Source organism: Arthrobacter sp. UYEF3, from assembly GCF_040546245.1.
Classification (GTDB): domain Bacteria; phylum Actinomycetota; class Actinomycetes; order Actinomycetales; family Micrococcaceae; genus Arthrobacter.
In genome coordinates this window covers 1-13736 of the sequence record NZ_JBEPNK010000042.1, presented here as the reverse complement: position 1 = coordinate 13736, position 13736 = coordinate 1, and the positions used below count along the sequence as shown (strand labels likewise).

Genomic DNA, 13736 nt, shown 5'->3' with positions numbered 1-13736 from the left:
AGAACCATAGGGGGAACGGCGTCGGCAGGCGGCCACAGGCACATTTTCAGCCCGGAACGGGCGCCCCGCAAGGGGCACATTGGCTAGATGAGTAATTCCAAGGGGTCCGTCCGGCGTGGTTCGGTCTGATTGTGGGCAAGGGTGTCCAGAATCGGCGTTATCTACCCAACGCTGAACTTGGAGGCCCGCGTGGACGCCGATCTGGACACCCTTGCTACTGCATTCTATGCACAGGCCGACGACCTGTTAAAGGCGTATCCGGAACGGATCCCGCCGCGTCCCCGGATCGGTATCGCGCCCAGGATCAGCGATGCCGAACTCATGACGCTGGCCGTGATGCAGGCGCTGCTCGGCTTTACCAGCGAGGCACGATGGCTGCGCCACGCACGGAAGTCCCTGCGCCCGATGTTTCCGTATCTGCCGGGGCAAGCCGGCTACAACAAGCGGCTGCGCCGGCTCGGACCCACGATGAACTGGCTGGTCGGCATGCTCGTCCACGGCACCGCTGTCTCCTCCGATGATGTGTGGGTGGTCGATTCCACCCCGGTCGAATGCGCCCGGTCGCGGGAAACGGTCCGCCGCTCGGACCTGGCCGGCTGGGCCGAGTATGGCTACTGCGCCTCACACAGCCGCTACTTCTGGGGGCTGCGCCTCCATCTGGTCTGCACGCTGCACGGGCTGCCCGTCGGGTACGCGCTGACCGGGGCCAAAGCCGACGAACGCCAGACCTTCCTGGACATCCTCGCCGGAACCCCGGCCATGGCCGGGGTCCGGACCGACCGGAACCGCCAGATCCTCATCGGGGACAAAAACTACTACGGCGCCGGGTTCGAGGAAACCGTGGCACAGGCGGGACTGGAGCTTCTTCGCCCGGCCCGGAAGGGCGAGAAACCCCGGGCAGGGTCACGATTCTTCAAACCGCTGCGCCAAATCATCGAATCAATCAACGACACCCTCAAAGGCCAGCTCAACCTCGAACAGCACGGCGGCCGCACCCCGGCAGGAGTCACCGCCCGCGTCATCCAACGCATCCTCGCCCTGACCGCCGCGATCTGGCACAACGACCAGACAGGCCAGGCCATCCGGCGCTCCCTCACCGCCTACGACCACTGACCCCTTGGAATTACTCGTCTAGCGCCTCCGGCTCGCATTCAGTTGGACAGTCAGTCTCCACGGCTCCGGGCATTTAGACCCGCGACACAAAGTGAGGACACCGCGCCCCAGCCTTTATGTCAGGGGATTTATATCAGGGAACTGTCCGCTGGACCCGGACAGTTCCCCGGTACAGGACCCTGATTCCACTGATGTCCTGGCCGATACTGTCAGTCGGCGTAGGGGTCAGCGATGCCGATGTACTGGGTGGTCGTGTACTCGGCGATGCCTTCGGAGCCTCCTTCGCGGCCCAGGCCGGATTGCTTGACGCCTCCAAAAGGTGCGGCTGCATTTGAGATGACACCGGCGTTGAAGCCCACCATGCCGAATTCGATCTGTTCGGACACGCGGAACATGCGCGTGTAGTCGCGGGTGTAGAGGTAGGCGGCAAGGCCGTACTCGGTTGAATTTGCCATAGCGATGGCCTGTTTCTCGGTGCTGAATGTCGTGATCGGCGCCACGGGCCCGAAGATCTCGGTGCGGAGGATCTCTGCATCGTTCGGGACGTCCGCCAGGACGGTCGGCCGATAGAAGTAGCCGGGGCCTTCGATGGGGGCACCGCCGGCCACGACCGTTGCACCGGCGGTGACGGCTGCCTCGACCAGGGCGTGCACATCCTTACGTGCGCCGCCGTCGATCAGGGGACCCACTGTGACGCCGGCCTCGGTACCGCGACCGGGATGAAGTGCCTTCATCGCCTCGGCGAACTTGGCGGTGAACTCCTCCGCGACGGACTCGTGCACGAGGAACCGGTTGGCGGCGGTGCATGCCTCCCCCATGTTGCGCATCTTCGCCATCATTGCCCCCTGAACCGCTTTGTCCAGGTCGGCGTCCTCGAAAACAATGAAGGGTGCGTTGCCTCCGAGTTCCATCGACGTGCGCAGCACGTTCTGGGACGCCTCCGCGATCAGCTGCTTGCCCACTGGAGTCGAACCGGTGAAGGAAATTTTCCGCAGCCGGGCATCTTTCAGTAGGGGTCCGGAGATGGATGAGGCTGACGACGACGAGACGACGTTCAGTACCCCTGCGGGCAGGCCGGCCTCGACCATCACTTGGGCGAAGAGCTGTGAGGTCAGCGGGGTGAGCTTTGCGGGCTTGAGCACCATGGTGCACCCTGCCGCCACGGCGGGCGCCACTTTCCGCGTGGCCATCGCCAGGGGGAAATTCCAGGGCGTGATCAGCAGACATGGCCCGACCGGCTTGTGCTGCACCAGGATCTTGTTCTTCCCCTCGGGAGTGGTTAAGTAGCGGCCGTAATCTCGCACCGCCTCTTCGGAGAACCAACGGAGAAACTCGGCTGCATAGGCAACCTCGCCCCGCGCCTCGTCCAGTGGTTTCCCCATCTCGAGGGTCATGAGCAGGGCAAAGTCCTCCGTCCGCTCAATCACCAGCTCGAAGGCCCGGCGCAGGATTTCTGCCCGCTCGCGTGGAGCGGTCCGCGCCCATGATGCCTGAGCACCATCGGCTGCGTCCAGGGCGGACAGGGCGTCTTCGGTTGATGCACTGGCCAGTGTTGCCAGGACCTTGCCGGTCGACGGGTCCTCGACGTCGAATGTGCCTCCAGCGGAAGCTCCGCGCCACTCGCCATTGATCAGCAGCCCGGTGGGCACTGACTCCAGCAGTCTGGTCTCGCATTCAGTCGTCACGGTCTTTCCTTCAGCCACGTGGGGCTCCTTATTTTGCGTAGCTCATTTTCGATTTCCTGGGATCTGCGGCGGACAGATTCCGGCTCGTGTGCGGAACAAGCGCGCCGGTTGCCCTGGTGGGCGTAGACCATCCGCCTGCGGCCGATCGACCCTGCGGCGACGGCCCACTTCCGGGGCTCTATCCGGACGAGTGCTTCCCGGGCCCCCTCCTCGATCCCCTCATCTGCAAGCGGGATGTTGGCGGTAGAAAAAACCGAGGATTCTGCCCTGATGGTCTCCGCGTTCGACGATGCCTTCAATGACTATCACCGCCCTGCCTCGGTCATTGCGTCCGGCCTGGCCGCTTGGAGGACCGTGTCCAGCCAGGGAACGCGGTTGCTGAATCGGCTGATCTTGGAGGGGAGGGTCCAGCGGAACCCGTCGTGCTCGTCGTTTAAGGTCAGCCGGCGCCTGCTGCTGACCGCAGTGAAGGTATGAATCAGCCAAGGGTTGCCGTCCTCGTCGGGGAGCAGCAGCGGTTCCCCGGGCTGGAAACCGGCCAGGTCCCCGAAGCTCAGTCCTGCTTCCTCTTCGAGTTCAGCAAGTGCCTGTTGTCTGGGGGAGGTGGCGGGCTCGAGGTATCCGGTGATGCAGTGCCAGAGGCCTCGATCGTGTCCTACGGACTGGCTTCGCTTGAAGAGCCCGATCCGTCCGTGCCATTCGATGACCACGGCCACCACGGTACGGGGCGGGCAGTCGGTCAGGTCGTGTCCTTCTCCGCGGTTCCGCGGCAGTGTGACTGTACTCATCTGCTGCTCCTGGTTTTTGGGGTTCATTCCATGGGCTTTATTCCCAGGGGGGACGGCGGCTGGGGACGGCCCGGGGTGGGCCGGCCCCAGCCGTTGCCGCGACCGGCCCTGGGTCCCGGACCGGCGCTGCGGCCAGGTAAAGCCCGTGCCGCTGAAGCGGCCTCCGCGTGTTAGAGCGTCTGGCCTTCTGGGCGGCGGTCCAGCATTTCCAGTCCGGAGAGGCGCTGCCGTCGGTGGGTGGCGAGGTAGACGCCGGTCGCGACGGCTGCTCCGACGTAGTAGGAGAGGTCGCCGATCTGCGGGAAGGCGGCGGCGATGGGGCCGGTGTAGATCGAGGACATCCAGAACGGGGAAGAGAGCGCAACGCCGGCGGCCCAAGCCACAAAGCCCCATTCGAACTTACGGCTCTTGTCAAAGAGTTCGCGCAGGCCGCGCTCGGTGCGGCGGCCTCCGAACAGGTAGTCGCACACGAGGACCGCAACGTACGGGGCGATGCAGTACGCGGTCAGGTTGAGGAACGCGGTGAAGCCCGTGTTGAACCCGGTCTGTCCCCACAGTGCCACCAGGTACGAAGCGACGCAGATGAAGACGACTGCGGTGTGGCGCTTGACCGGCACACCCATGGTCTGGATGGAGATAGCCCCGCCGTAGACGTTCAGGAAGTTTTGCGTGAAGGAGGAAAGGGCAACGACGCCGAGGCCGACGGCCGCCCAAGGCCCCATGACCTCTTTGAGGGCGCCGATGCTGTCGGACGCGGTGGTAGTCGTTCCCAGGACGGTTCCGAGGATTCCCATCCAGACCAGGGTGACGAAGTTTCCGAGCATTGTCGCCCAGCTGGCACCGCGCCTGTTACCGGGGGTGTTGGGCAGGTAGCGGGAGTAGTCCGACGCGAACGGCATCCACGCGACGATGAAGGAGAAGAACCAACCAAAGAAGGTGATCCAGCCGCCGATGCCGTCAAAGCCCGGGGCGGATTCGTTGAAAGTGTTGACTACCCGGCCGTTGGCTGCCGCCACGATCGTGATGAAGACGAAGCCGACCACAAGGACGAACGAAAGGATGCGCTGGAGGAAGTGAATCAGGTTGTATCCGATGACGGCCACTCCGAGCTGGATGCCCATGAGAACCAGGGAGGAGAGCCAGAATGGGATGTCTGTCAGCAGTGCGATGGCCTGGCCGCCGAGGATGACGGTCACAGCGGCCCAGCCGATTCCGGCGAAGACATTCACGTATGCCACCGGGAACAGGTTCCCGATGAATCCGAGGGGTCCTCGGCCCTGCATCTGTTGCGGTACGCCCAGGCGGACACCCATTGCCGACAGGTATCCCATGCCTGCAGACGAGGTCACACCGGCGAGGATGATCGCCAGGACTGCGGCCCAGAAAGGGAGGCCAAAGTAGGTGGCGCTGAAGCCCAGGACGACTATGGGGAAGTTCATCCCTGCGGCGAACCAGAGGAAGAACTGGGAGCGGGGCTTGCCGTGGCGTTCCACGTCGGGGATGTGCTCGATGCCGTACGGCTCGATTTTGGTGAGGCTGTCGCGGTAGCCGCGGTCTTCGGCGACGCTGCTTTCGACAGCGCGCATGGTCTCTGGACTCATTTTTATCCTAAGGTGGAAAGCGCACCTTGCGGTGTGCTGCTGGAAAGCAGGAAGGGACGGCGCGGTTGGTTTCCTGAGCAAGGGCGGTCAGCCGCGCCAGAACTTTACAGTTCGGAGAGGTCAGCGCCGTCGAAGAACCGCCCGGCCTTGTAGACCATCGGTGCCGTGTCACTAATTTCCGCATGGCGGACCCGGCAGATAAAGACGGTGTGGGTCTTGGCTTGGAATCGTTCCTGGATTTCGGCCTCGAGGGAAGCTGCGGAGCCCTCCAACAGGGGGCTTCCCTTGGGCCCTTCGTGCCAGTCGAGATCGGCGAACTTGTCCGGCGTCTTCGAGGCGAAAACCTTCACCGTACCGAGCTGCTCAGTTCCCAGGATGTTGATGCCAAGATGGCTTGAGGAGAATAGCGCAGGATAGGTACTGGACGTCTTCTGCACGCAGACCAGGACGAGCGGCGGTTCGAGCGACACTGAGCAGTACGCATTTGCCGCCAATCCCTTGGGGGTTTCACCCTCCTTCGTGGTGACGACAGTGACGCCCGTGATGAACTGGCGGTTGAAGGCCTTCATCAGGTCAGGGTCCAGTTCCGGAAAGTCATCGCCATCGGCGACAGCCGGGGCCGCTATGCCGCGAAGGGGCCGGATCCCGAGGCCGGCCAGCAGTTCGCTCCCGTCCCATGTCACGGTTTCTCTCGTGACCTTCCCGTCCTCGAGGACCAGGATGTTCGAGCCCCGCGTCTGAACGATGAGCCCCGTCGCCGGAACCCCCAGGTATTCATAGGTGTGTGTGCCTGTGGATGTCCAGAAGACGGCCACGGTGCCGTCCCCTTCGACGACGTCATCGACCGTTGTCCGCAAGTCCGGGAAAGCCTCCCGGACCGCGGTGATCTCCGATTTGAGGCCAGCAAGGTCGACTGTTGCACCGGTCGCCTTGCTGGTGCGCGTGTAGCCGGCCGCCATGAGGCTGTCAAGGGCACCGAGGTCTCCCTTGTCCCAAGCCGCGAGCCAAGCTGATGTAAGAAGCGGTTCCAAGGTCTGTTGCATACCAATTACGGTAAGCCGGATCACACCTAAAGGTCAAGACATCCAGTAAATGTCCAGTTATTCCGCCATTCTGAAGGGATTTTTGGTAGGGCAGGAATATGTTTGACGCTACTGATGCATGCAACGTAAGCTGTCATGTATGCAAGATCACGTAGAAGTATTAGGTGAAGTCGTTGAACGCGACGGGCTTTTGGATCGGATCCGGCGACTCGTTCTGGGAGGCAACTTCCCCCCGGGCGCGGTTGTCCCTGAGGCTTTCCTCGCGCAGGAGTTCGAAGTGAGCCGAACCCCGGTCCGGGAAGCCCTCAAACAGCTTCAGCACGAGGGCTTGGTTGAGATCCGCCCGAAGGTTGGCACCTTCGTCCGGGAGCCGACCCGCAGGGAGATCATCGAGCTCTTCCAACTCAAGGAGTCACTGGAAGGGCTGGCGGCATCCCTGCTTGCCGGCCGCGGCGACGTCCAGGAACTGTCTGTGCTGCGGCGCAACCTTGAGGAGTCCGAAATGGTTACCCTCACCAACGACACCGACGCCTATGCCCGGCTCGTGCACGAGTTTCACTGGACGATCATTCGGGGCTCGGACAATCACAAACTCGTAGAGCATTATGAGCGGCTCATGAACCAGCTCGCCTACCAGCGGCTGGTTCTGCGCACCGTTGAACATCCCGGCAGGATCGAAGCCTCCACCCGTGAACACCGCGCAGTCCTCGAAATGATCGAGCATAAAGACCCCTTCGGCGCCGAATCCGCCATGAGGAACCACGTTCATGCCTCATCGAGAGAGGCCCTGATGACCGACCCGGCGCCGGACCGCCGGCTTTGAACCAACCAACGCGAAAGGAAGCCATGCGCTTCTCCATGATCGAAGAGCTGCAGCGGGAAGTAGGAATCCGGCACATGATTCTTCGGACCAACCTGCCCGAACTCACCGGGACCAAATGATGAACGACCAAAGGCTCGGCGTCCGCAAGATCGTGTACTACAGCGAGGAGATCCTGCTCGAAAACGGCCTTTCCCCCGCCGTCCCGGCGGTCCGTGCCACTGCGGCGGCTGTGGTTGCCAACCCGTGGGTGGGCGGAACGGCCACCGATGACCTGGGCGATGAAGTAATCCAGCTCGCCCCGATTCTTGCGCAAAAACTCACTGACGTACTCATTGCCAACCTCGGGGGTGTGGAGGCAATCCAAGCCTTCGGCAAGGCGGCAATTGTGGGCACCGACGGCGAAATCGAACACGGCGCCGCACTCATCCACACCCCGTTCTTCGGCAACCTCGTGCGCGAGTATTTCGAAGGGGAATCGATCATTTGCTTCGCCGATGACCGGGCCGACGCCGGGGCCTCGCTGGTCGTACCCCTCTGGCACAAGAACGCGGCCGCAACACGAACGCACTACCAGACCATCACCACCCGAATCGGTGACGCACCACGGCCCGGGGAGATCGTCGTCGTCCTTGGCGCTTCAACGGGCCCCCGGCCCCACTCGCGTATCGGGGACCGTCTCACCGACCCCATCGTCAAAGCAGACACACTAGGAGAACTGGTTTCATGAGCATCCGCAAAATCGTCACACTGACCGAAGACGTCCTCATAGAAGGAGGGAGGGAGGTCAGCCCTGCCACACGGGTCGCCGTTGTCGCCGCCATCGTGAAGAACCCCTGGGCCGGACAAGGCTTCGTAGAAGACCTTTCCGCCGGGATCGACGACAACGCATCCGACATCGGCGCCCTGCTCGCCCCCCGGGTGCTAGAGGCCCTCGGGGGGCGAGCCGAAGCATACGGCAAGGCCGCAATCGTTGGCCTTAACGGCGAAATCGAGCACGGTTCCGGATTGATCCACACACTGGCCTTTGGAAACCACTTCCGTGACGCCGCCCAGGCCACCACCCTCCTGCCGGCGGTGGAAAAGCGCGGCCCGGCCGGGGTCGTATTTGATATTCCCCTGAAGCACATCACCGATGCGACCATCCGATCCCACCACCAGAGCATCGAGGTAAGGATCAACGATGCACCCCACGCAGATGAAATCGTGATCGCCCTCGCAGCCGCGTCCCAGGGACGGCCCCAGCAGCGCCTGGCAGCGTTCAGCACCGAAACGAAATAGGTGACAGCCGCCGTGAGCCGCGCCCGCATAACACTGATCCACGGGGTCGGATTGGACGGATCGATGTGGGGACCCCTTCGCGAATTCCTCGAACCGGACTACGACGTCCAAATCATTGAACTTTTAGGCCACGGGCACCGCCCGAATGCCCCCGAAGGTGTGACGCTTGCGCAGCTCGCGGCCGACGTCGCCGATCAGCTTGAACCAGGCACCCATCTGGTGGGTTTTTCCCTTGGGGCCCTGGTGGCTCAGCACCTGGCCAGGTTCAGACCTGATCTGGTTGCAAGCCTGGTGTCCGTCGGCTCAGTATGCGCACGCACTTCAGAGGAGCACGCGGCCGTCATGACGCGCTTGGCAGCGGCGGGATCGGACTTCCCGGCAACAGTGGAAGCATCAATCCGCCGGTGGTATCCGGAAGGAACGCCGGTCCCGGCGGACCGGATCGAGTCAACGCGGGAAGTCCTCCTGGGCAACGACCCGCAGTCCTTCCTGGCCTGCTACCGCGTATTCGCAACCGCAGACGCCGAAATCGGCCCCGAACTCGCCTTGATCACCGTTCCGTCCCATGCCGTGACCGGTGAGTTTGATCCGGGCTCGACGCCTGAGATGAGCGCCCGGCTTGCCGCAGCCATCCCGGGCTGCACCTACTCCGTCGTCAGCGGAACCCGCCACATGATGCCAGTCGAACGTCCGCAAGAGCTTGCCCACACCCTCACCGCCTTCATCAAGGAGCATTCACATGTCCGTTGAACGCCGCTACGACCACTTCATCAACGGGGAGTGGGTCCCGCCGTCCAGCGGGGCATACTTTGACAGCACCAACCCGGCCACGCTCGACGTGCTCTATCAGGCCGCGCGCGGAAACGAAGCAGACGTATCCCGGGCAGTCTCAGCCGCGGCCGCAGCATTCGAAAGTCCCGGCTGGAGAAACCTCAGCCAAACCAAACGGGGGCACCTGCTCCGCCGGCTCGGCGACCTGGTGGGCGAGCACGCAGACGAGCTCGCCCACATGGAAAGCCAGGACAACGGCAAGCTCCTGCGTGAGATGCGGGCACAGCTGGCGGCCATGCCGGAGTACTACTACTATTACGCCGGGCTGGCCGACAAAATCCAGGGCGACACCATCCCCGGTTCCACCCGGGACATCCTCAACTACACGCTTCGGGAGCCACTGGGCGTAGTTGGTGCCATCACCCCATGGAACTCCCCGCTGACGCTGACCACCAGCAAGCTCGCACCCGCCCTCGCAGCTGGTAACACCATCGTCATCAAACCATCCGAGTACACCTCGGCCACCGTCCTCCGCCTAGCCGCCCTGGCCGATGAGGCAGGGTTCCCGCCAGGGGTGATCAACGTCGTCACCGGATTCGGCGCAGAAGCCGGAGCAGCTCTGGTGGACGACATCCGTTTGGCGAAGATCTCGTTTACGGGCAGCACCGCCACGGGAGCCCGGATCGCCTCTTCAACGGCATCCCGCTTCATAGGGTCGACACTGGAACTGGGCGGAAAGTCGCCGAACATCGTCTTCGCGGACGCCGACATCGCGAACGCGTCGATGGGCGTAGTTGCCGGCATTTTCGCCGCGGCCGGCCAGACCTGCATCGCTGGAAGCCGTGTCTTCGCCCATAAATCCGTCTACGACGAACTGCTGGAGCGCGTCGCCACCCGTGCCCGCAGCATCGTGATCGGTGATCCGCTGCTTGACGCCACGGAATTGGGACCGCTCGCGTTCCAGGACCAGCGCGACAAAGTGGCCAGCTACGTTGACCTGGGGGTCTCCGAAGGCGCGACCGTCCTGACCGGTGGGGGCCGGCCCGACATCCCCCTCGGCGGCTACTTCTTCGAACCCACGGTCCTCACCGACGTCGACAACTCCATGCGGGTCGTCAGAGAAGAAATCTTCGGTCCGGTCGCAGCCATCATGGCCTTCGAAACTGAAGAAGAGGTGCTGCGGCTAGCCAACGACACCGAATACGGCCTCGCCGCCGGCGTCTGGACCACCAACCTCGCCAGGGCCCACAGGATGGCCAGCCGCCTGGAAGCAGGAACCGTGTGGGTCAACACCTACCGTGCAATGTCGCCGGGATCCCCCCGCGAAGGTTTCAAGACCAGCGGCGTCGGCGTTGAACACGGCATGGAAAGCATCCGTGAATACACCAGGCTCAAGAGCATCTGGATCAACACGGACGAATCCCCTATCGCCGACCCCTTCATCATGAGGAGTTGAACATGCCGCTTATCGAAGTTTCCATCGCCCGGGGCCGGACCCCCGAGCAGCTCCGCTCGCTCATCGGAGAGCTCCACCGTGCCGCCGAGAAGGCTGTAGGCGCGGTACCCGAAAACACCACCGTCATTGTCCGCGAGATTGAGCACGAACACTGGTCACGCGGCAACCAGACCATCGCCGAACGCAATGCAGCGGCCCAGGAAACGGCAACCGCCCACGAGGCGGCCGCCAACCTCGCCGCAGAACAAAGGAGTCACTAATGCGCTTTTCCCTCTTCGCCCACATGGAGCGCTGGGACGATACCGTCTCACACCGTGAATGCTTCGAGAACCTGACGGAACTCGCCCTCATCGCGGAGGCCGGAGGCTTCAGCACCATCTGGATTGGTGAGCACCACTCCATGGAGTACACCATCTCCCCCAGCCCCATGCCCCAACTCGCATATCTGGCAGCGCGTACGTCGCGCATCCGGCTCGGTGCCGGAACGATCATCGCGCCCTTCTGGAACCCGCTCCGCGTAGCCGGCGAGACGGCGCTCCTGGACGTCATCAGCAACGGTCGGGCGGAAGTGGGACTGGCGCGTGGTGCCTACCAGTTCGAGTTTGACCGCCTTATGGGCGGCATGCCCGCCGTGGATGGCGGCAAGCACCTGCGCGAACTCGTGCCGGCCGTGCGCGCACTCTGGGAGGGGGACTATGCACACGACGGCGAGGTCTGGCAGTTCCCGACATCGACCAGCGTCCCCAAACCCCTGCAAAAGCCAACGCCGCCCATGTGGATCGCCGCCCGCGACATCTCCTCGCACGAATTCGCCGTCGCTAACGGCTGCAACGTGATGGTGACGCCGCTCATGAAGGGCGACGAGGAGGTCGAAGACCTGGCGCGCAAATTCGACACTGCCGGGGAGAACAACCCCGGCGTCCCCCGCCCGGAACTCATGGTGCTCCGCCACACCTACATCCACCCGGTTGACGAACCCGAGGGATGGCGGCGCCCGGCCGAAGGCATCCAGAAGTTCTACAGGACGTTCGATGCGTGGTTCGGTAACAAGACCACGCCGAAGAACGGCTTCCTCGAGCCCAGCCCTGCCGAGAAGTTCGCCGACCGCCCGGAGTTCACCCCCGAATCCCTCCACATGACGGCGATGATCGGTACGCCCGAGGAAGTAATCGAGCGGATCCGCCACTACGAAGAAATTGGCGTAGACGAATTCAGCCTCTGGTCCGACAACAGCCTGACCCATGAGGAGAAGAAGCGCTCGCTCGAGCTCTTCATCGAGCACGTCATGCCGGCCTTCCAGACGCAGCCAGTCTCGGCGGCACGCTGATCCCAGTCGCTGAGACAGAGCAGCCCTCCCGTGCACTGCAGGCCGGACGTCGGTCCTTGACGACTCGACCGACCGACTCCAGCCTGCAGTGCAAGCAGGGTATGAGCTGTGGGGCCTAGCGCCAGGAAAAACGCAATCGCGATGGCAGAGCCGACCGAACAGGACTGCGACTTCCCACTGCGCTTCCCGTTCACTTAAAACCCGCAACACCTTTTCGATCGCGACCTCGGCTAGGACCCAACATGCACGCAATTCAAACCGGAGCCTCATTGTTCGTTGGCCTGGGCAACATGGGCCGGCCGATGGCCGCGCGTTATGCCCCAGGCCGGGAACTCTTTGTGTTCGACATGGATCCCGCAGCCCGCGCCACAGCCTCCGAAAACACGGGAGCCACAGCACTCGCGGGACTCGATTCGATTCCCAACCACGTTTCGACAGTGCTTCTAATGCTGCCCAATAGCCGCACTGTGGAGACCGTTCTGCGTGGACAGTCCGGGCTCTTTGCCAGGCTGCAACCGGGATCGATGATCATTGACATGAGCTCCTCCGAACCGGGCAGCACAGCCGCTCTCGCCGAGGAAGCTGCCGAGGCGGGAATCGCCTATGTCGATGCCCCCGTCTCCGGTGGAGTGACGGGTGCCATTACCGGCGATCTGGCCATCACGGTGGGTGGCACGCCCGAGGCCTTTAGCGCAGCGCTGCCGCATTTGCAGTCCATGGGCACAAATATTGTGCATGTGGGGAAGGCTGGGACCGGTCACGCCGCCAAGGCGCTGAATAATCTGCTTTCGGCAACCACCCTGGCCGCAGCTGCGGAGAGCCTGTGCGCCGCAGCATCTGCGGGCATACAGCCGGAAACCATGGTCGAAGTCATCAACGGTTCAACGGGGCGGAGCCAGGCTACTGAAGTCAAGGACCCCCGCCATATCCTCACCGGGAAATTCGACTCAGGATTTGCCATGGACCTCATGCTCAAGGACCTGCGGATCGCCCGGAAAATCTTCACGGATAACTCGCTGGAAGCCCCGGTCGTACTGGCCGCGGAGTCCGCCGCACAGACGGCCGGGGAACATCTTGAAGCCGCCAGCCCAGACCACACCGAACTCGTCAAGCACTACGAACGCGTCAACGGGCTACTCCTTCGCGGACCCCGAGCCGCACACCAACCCACTAAACCCGTAGCACAGCCCTGAAAGGCACCCCTCATGACCACTGAAATCCTAAAGGCCCAAGACTACATCGATGACATGGCCCGCAAACGGGGCTACGTCCTTGACTACCACAAGGTCATGGCCTTGCATGACTTCCCCGTGCTGCAGGCCGCAAACCACGTCGTTTCGGCTGCATACCTGGACCAGCGCACCTTGGACCGCAAGACGAAGGAACTCATCTTCATCGTCAGCCTTACCGTCATGCGGGCCGCCAAGGGCCACATCCAGAGCCATATCCGGGTCGCCCTGGACCTTGGCCTGACCCCGACTGAAATCCTCGAAGCCATCGAAATCTCACTGCCTGAAGCCGGCATCGTCGCCTTCCAAGCGGGTTTCGAGGCATGGCGGGAAGTAGTAGGTGCCGATGGCATCGAACCGACCGTCGCGGTCCACGAAGGCGGCAACGGAGCCTCCTGAGTCCCTTTCGCGCCCCAATCAAAATCCGGTGTCCCGGCCACCCACCGGAAGGGACACCCAGTACACCTCGTTCCACGCACCGGCCGGCAGCGCGGTTGCCCTTATCTTCTGCAGTCCGGAATCTAGCGCCTAGTCCGAAAATGAGGTGACCTGCCCGTGGTAGGTGCGTGGGTGGATATCCGGAGGCGACATGGAGCCTCCGGTGGTTTTGAAAATAGAAGTC

14 protein-coding genes and 1 pseudogene are annotated in these 13736 nt (G+C 63.0%); 11 read left to right on the top strand and 4 right to left on the bottom strand.

The window, feature by feature from the left end; translation table 11 throughout:
• Window positions 1-189 precede the first annotated feature (189 nt).
• Entirely contained in the window at window positions 190-1113 is a 924-nt protein-coding gene (locus tag ABIB14_RS18130) for an IS982 family transposase (RefSeq protein ID WP_354237297.1), read from the top strand.
• A gap of 209 nt (window positions 1114-1322) precedes the next feature.
• On the opposite strand, the gene ABIB14_RS18125 is transcribed toward ABIB14_RS18130, so the two are convergent.
• The 4 genes from ABIB14_RS18125 to ABIB14_RS18110 form a co-directional block, all read right to left on the bottom strand.
• Entirely contained in the window at window positions 1323-2816 is a 1494-nt protein-coding gene (locus tag ABIB14_RS18125; protein ID WP_354237296.1) for an NAD-dependent succinate-semialdehyde dehydrogenase, read from the bottom strand.
• 287 nt (window positions 2817-3103) lie between these two features.
• Window positions 3104-3586 (bottom strand): NUDIX domain-containing protein, encoded by a 483-nt coding sequence (locus ABIB14_RS18120; RefSeq protein ID WP_354237295.1) that lies wholly within the window; start codon window positions 3584-3586, stop codon window positions 3104-3106.
• Window positions 3587-3756: 170 nt separating this feature from the next.
• On the bottom strand, window positions 3757-5187 hold the full coding sequence (locus tag ABIB14_RS18115) for a purine-cytosine permease family protein (RefSeq protein ID WP_354237294.1): 1431 nt from the start codon (window positions 5185-5187) through the stop codon (window positions 3757-3759).
• Between the two features lie 104 nt (window positions 5188-5291).
• Window positions 5292-6230 carry a flavin reductase gene (locus ABIB14_RS18110; RefSeq protein ID WP_354237293.1) on the bottom strand — a complete coding sequence of 313 codons (939 nt, stop codon included), beginning with the start codon at window positions 6228-6230 and terminating at the stop codon, window positions 5292-5294.
• A gap of 118 nt (window positions 6231-6348) precedes the next feature.
• On the opposite strand from ABIB14_RS18110, the pseudogene ABIB14_RS18105 reads away from it, so the two are divergent.
• From ABIB14_RS18105 to ABIB14_RS18060, 10 genes and pseudogenes are all read left to right on the top strand, one after another.
• A pseudogene (locus tag ABIB14_RS18105) lies at window positions 6349-6534 on the top strand (GntR family transcriptional regulator); the annotation flags it as partial.
• 24 nt (window positions 6535-6558) lie between these two features.
• On the top strand, window positions 6559-7053 hold the full coding sequence (locus ABIB14_RS18100; protein WP_354237298.1) for a GntR family transcriptional regulator: 495 nt from the start codon (window positions 6559-6561) through the stop codon (window positions 7051-7053).
• A gap of 115 nt (window positions 7054-7168) precedes the next feature.
• Window positions 7169-7780, top strand: a complete 612-nt coding sequence (locus ABIB14_RS18095; protein ID WP_354237292.1) for an amino acid synthesis family protein — start codon at window positions 7169-7171, stop codon at window positions 7778-7780.
• The gene (locus ABIB14_RS18090) at window positions 7777-8331 is read left to right on the top strand and encodes an amino acid synthesis family protein (protein WP_354237291.1); all 555 of its coding nucleotides are present in this window, start codon (window positions 7777-7779) and stop codon (window positions 8329-8331) included. Before ABIB14_RS18095 ends, ABIB14_RS18090 begins: the two co-directional genes overlap by 4 nt.
• The gene (locus tag ABIB14_RS18085; protein ID WP_354237290.1) at window positions 8332-9081 is read left to right on the top strand and encodes an alpha/beta fold hydrolase; all 750 of its coding nucleotides are present in this window, start codon (window positions 8332-8334) and stop codon (window positions 9079-9081) included.
• Complete coding sequence (locus tag ABIB14_RS18080; protein WP_354237289.1) at window positions 9071-10558, top strand: aldehyde dehydrogenase; 1488 nt, start codon at window positions 9071-9073, stop codon at window positions 10556-10558. The genes ABIB14_RS18085 and ABIB14_RS18080 overlap by 11 nt, the downstream gene beginning before the upstream one ends.
• 2 nt (window positions 10559-10560) lie before the next feature.
• Complete coding sequence (locus ABIB14_RS18075) at window positions 10561-10818, top strand: tautomerase family protein (protein ID WP_354237288.1); 258 nt, start codon at window positions 10561-10563, stop codon at window positions 10816-10818.
• Complete coding sequence (locus ABIB14_RS18070) at window positions 10818-11885, top strand: LLM class flavin-dependent oxidoreductase (protein WP_354237287.1); 1068 nt, start codon at window positions 10818-10820, stop codon at window positions 11883-11885. Before ABIB14_RS18075 ends, ABIB14_RS18070 begins: the two co-directional genes overlap by 1 nt.
• Before the next feature lie 242 nt (window positions 11886-12127).
• Window positions 12128-13078 (top strand): NAD(P)-dependent oxidoreductase, encoded by a 951-nt coding sequence (locus tag ABIB14_RS18065; RefSeq protein WP_354237286.1) that lies wholly within the window; start codon window positions 12128-12130, stop codon window positions 13076-13078.
• A 12-nt stretch (window positions 13079-13090) separates the two neighbouring features.
• Window positions 13091-13513, top strand: a complete 423-nt coding sequence (locus tag ABIB14_RS18060; RefSeq protein WP_354237285.1) for a carboxymuconolactone decarboxylase family protein — start codon at window positions 13091-13093, stop codon at window positions 13511-13513.
• Window positions 13514-13736: the final 223 nt, after the last annotated feature.

Excerpts from the sequence above, each read along its gene's own strand:
- ABIB14_RS18120 (WP_354237295.1), bottom strand. The coding sequence starts at position 3,586 with ATGAGTACAGTCACACTGCCGCGGAACCGCGGAGAAGGACACGACCTG.
- ABIB14_RS18115 (WP_354237294.1), bottom strand. The coding sequence starts at position 5,187 with ATGAGTCCAGAGACCATGCGCGCTGTCGAAAGCAGCGTCGCCGAAGAC.
- ABIB14_RS18110 (WP_354237293.1), bottom strand. The coding sequence starts at position 6,230 with ATGCAACAGACCTTGGAACCGCTTCTTACATCAGCTTGGCTCGCGGCT.
- ABIB14_RS18095 (WP_354237292.1), top strand. The coding sequence starts at position 7,169 with ATGATGAACGACCAAAGGCTCGGCGTCCGCAAGATCGTGTACTACAGC.
- ABIB14_RS18090 (WP_354237291.1), top strand. The coding sequence starts at position 7,777 with ATGAGCATCCGCAAAATCGTCACACTGACCGAAGACGTCCTCATAGAA.
- ABIB14_RS18080 (WP_354237289.1), top strand. The coding sequence starts at position 9,071 with ATGTCCGTTGAACGCCGCTACGACCACTTCATCAACGGGGAGTGGGTC.
- ABIB14_RS18075 (WP_354237288.1), top strand. The coding sequence starts at position 10,561 with ATGCCGCTTATCGAAGTTTCCATCGCCCGGGGCCGGACCCCCGAGCAG.
- ABIB14_RS18070 (WP_354237287.1), top strand. The coding sequence starts at position 10,818 with ATGCGCTTTTCCCTCTTCGCCCACATGGAGCGCTGGGACGATACCGTC.
- ABIB14_RS18065 (WP_354237286.1), top strand. The coding sequence starts at position 12,128 with ATGCACGCAATTCAAACCGGAGCCTCATTGTTCGTTGGCCTGGGCAAC.
- ABIB14_RS18060 (WP_354237285.1), top strand. The coding sequence starts at position 13,091 with ATGACCACTGAAATCCTAAAGGCCCAAGACTACATCGATGACATGGCC.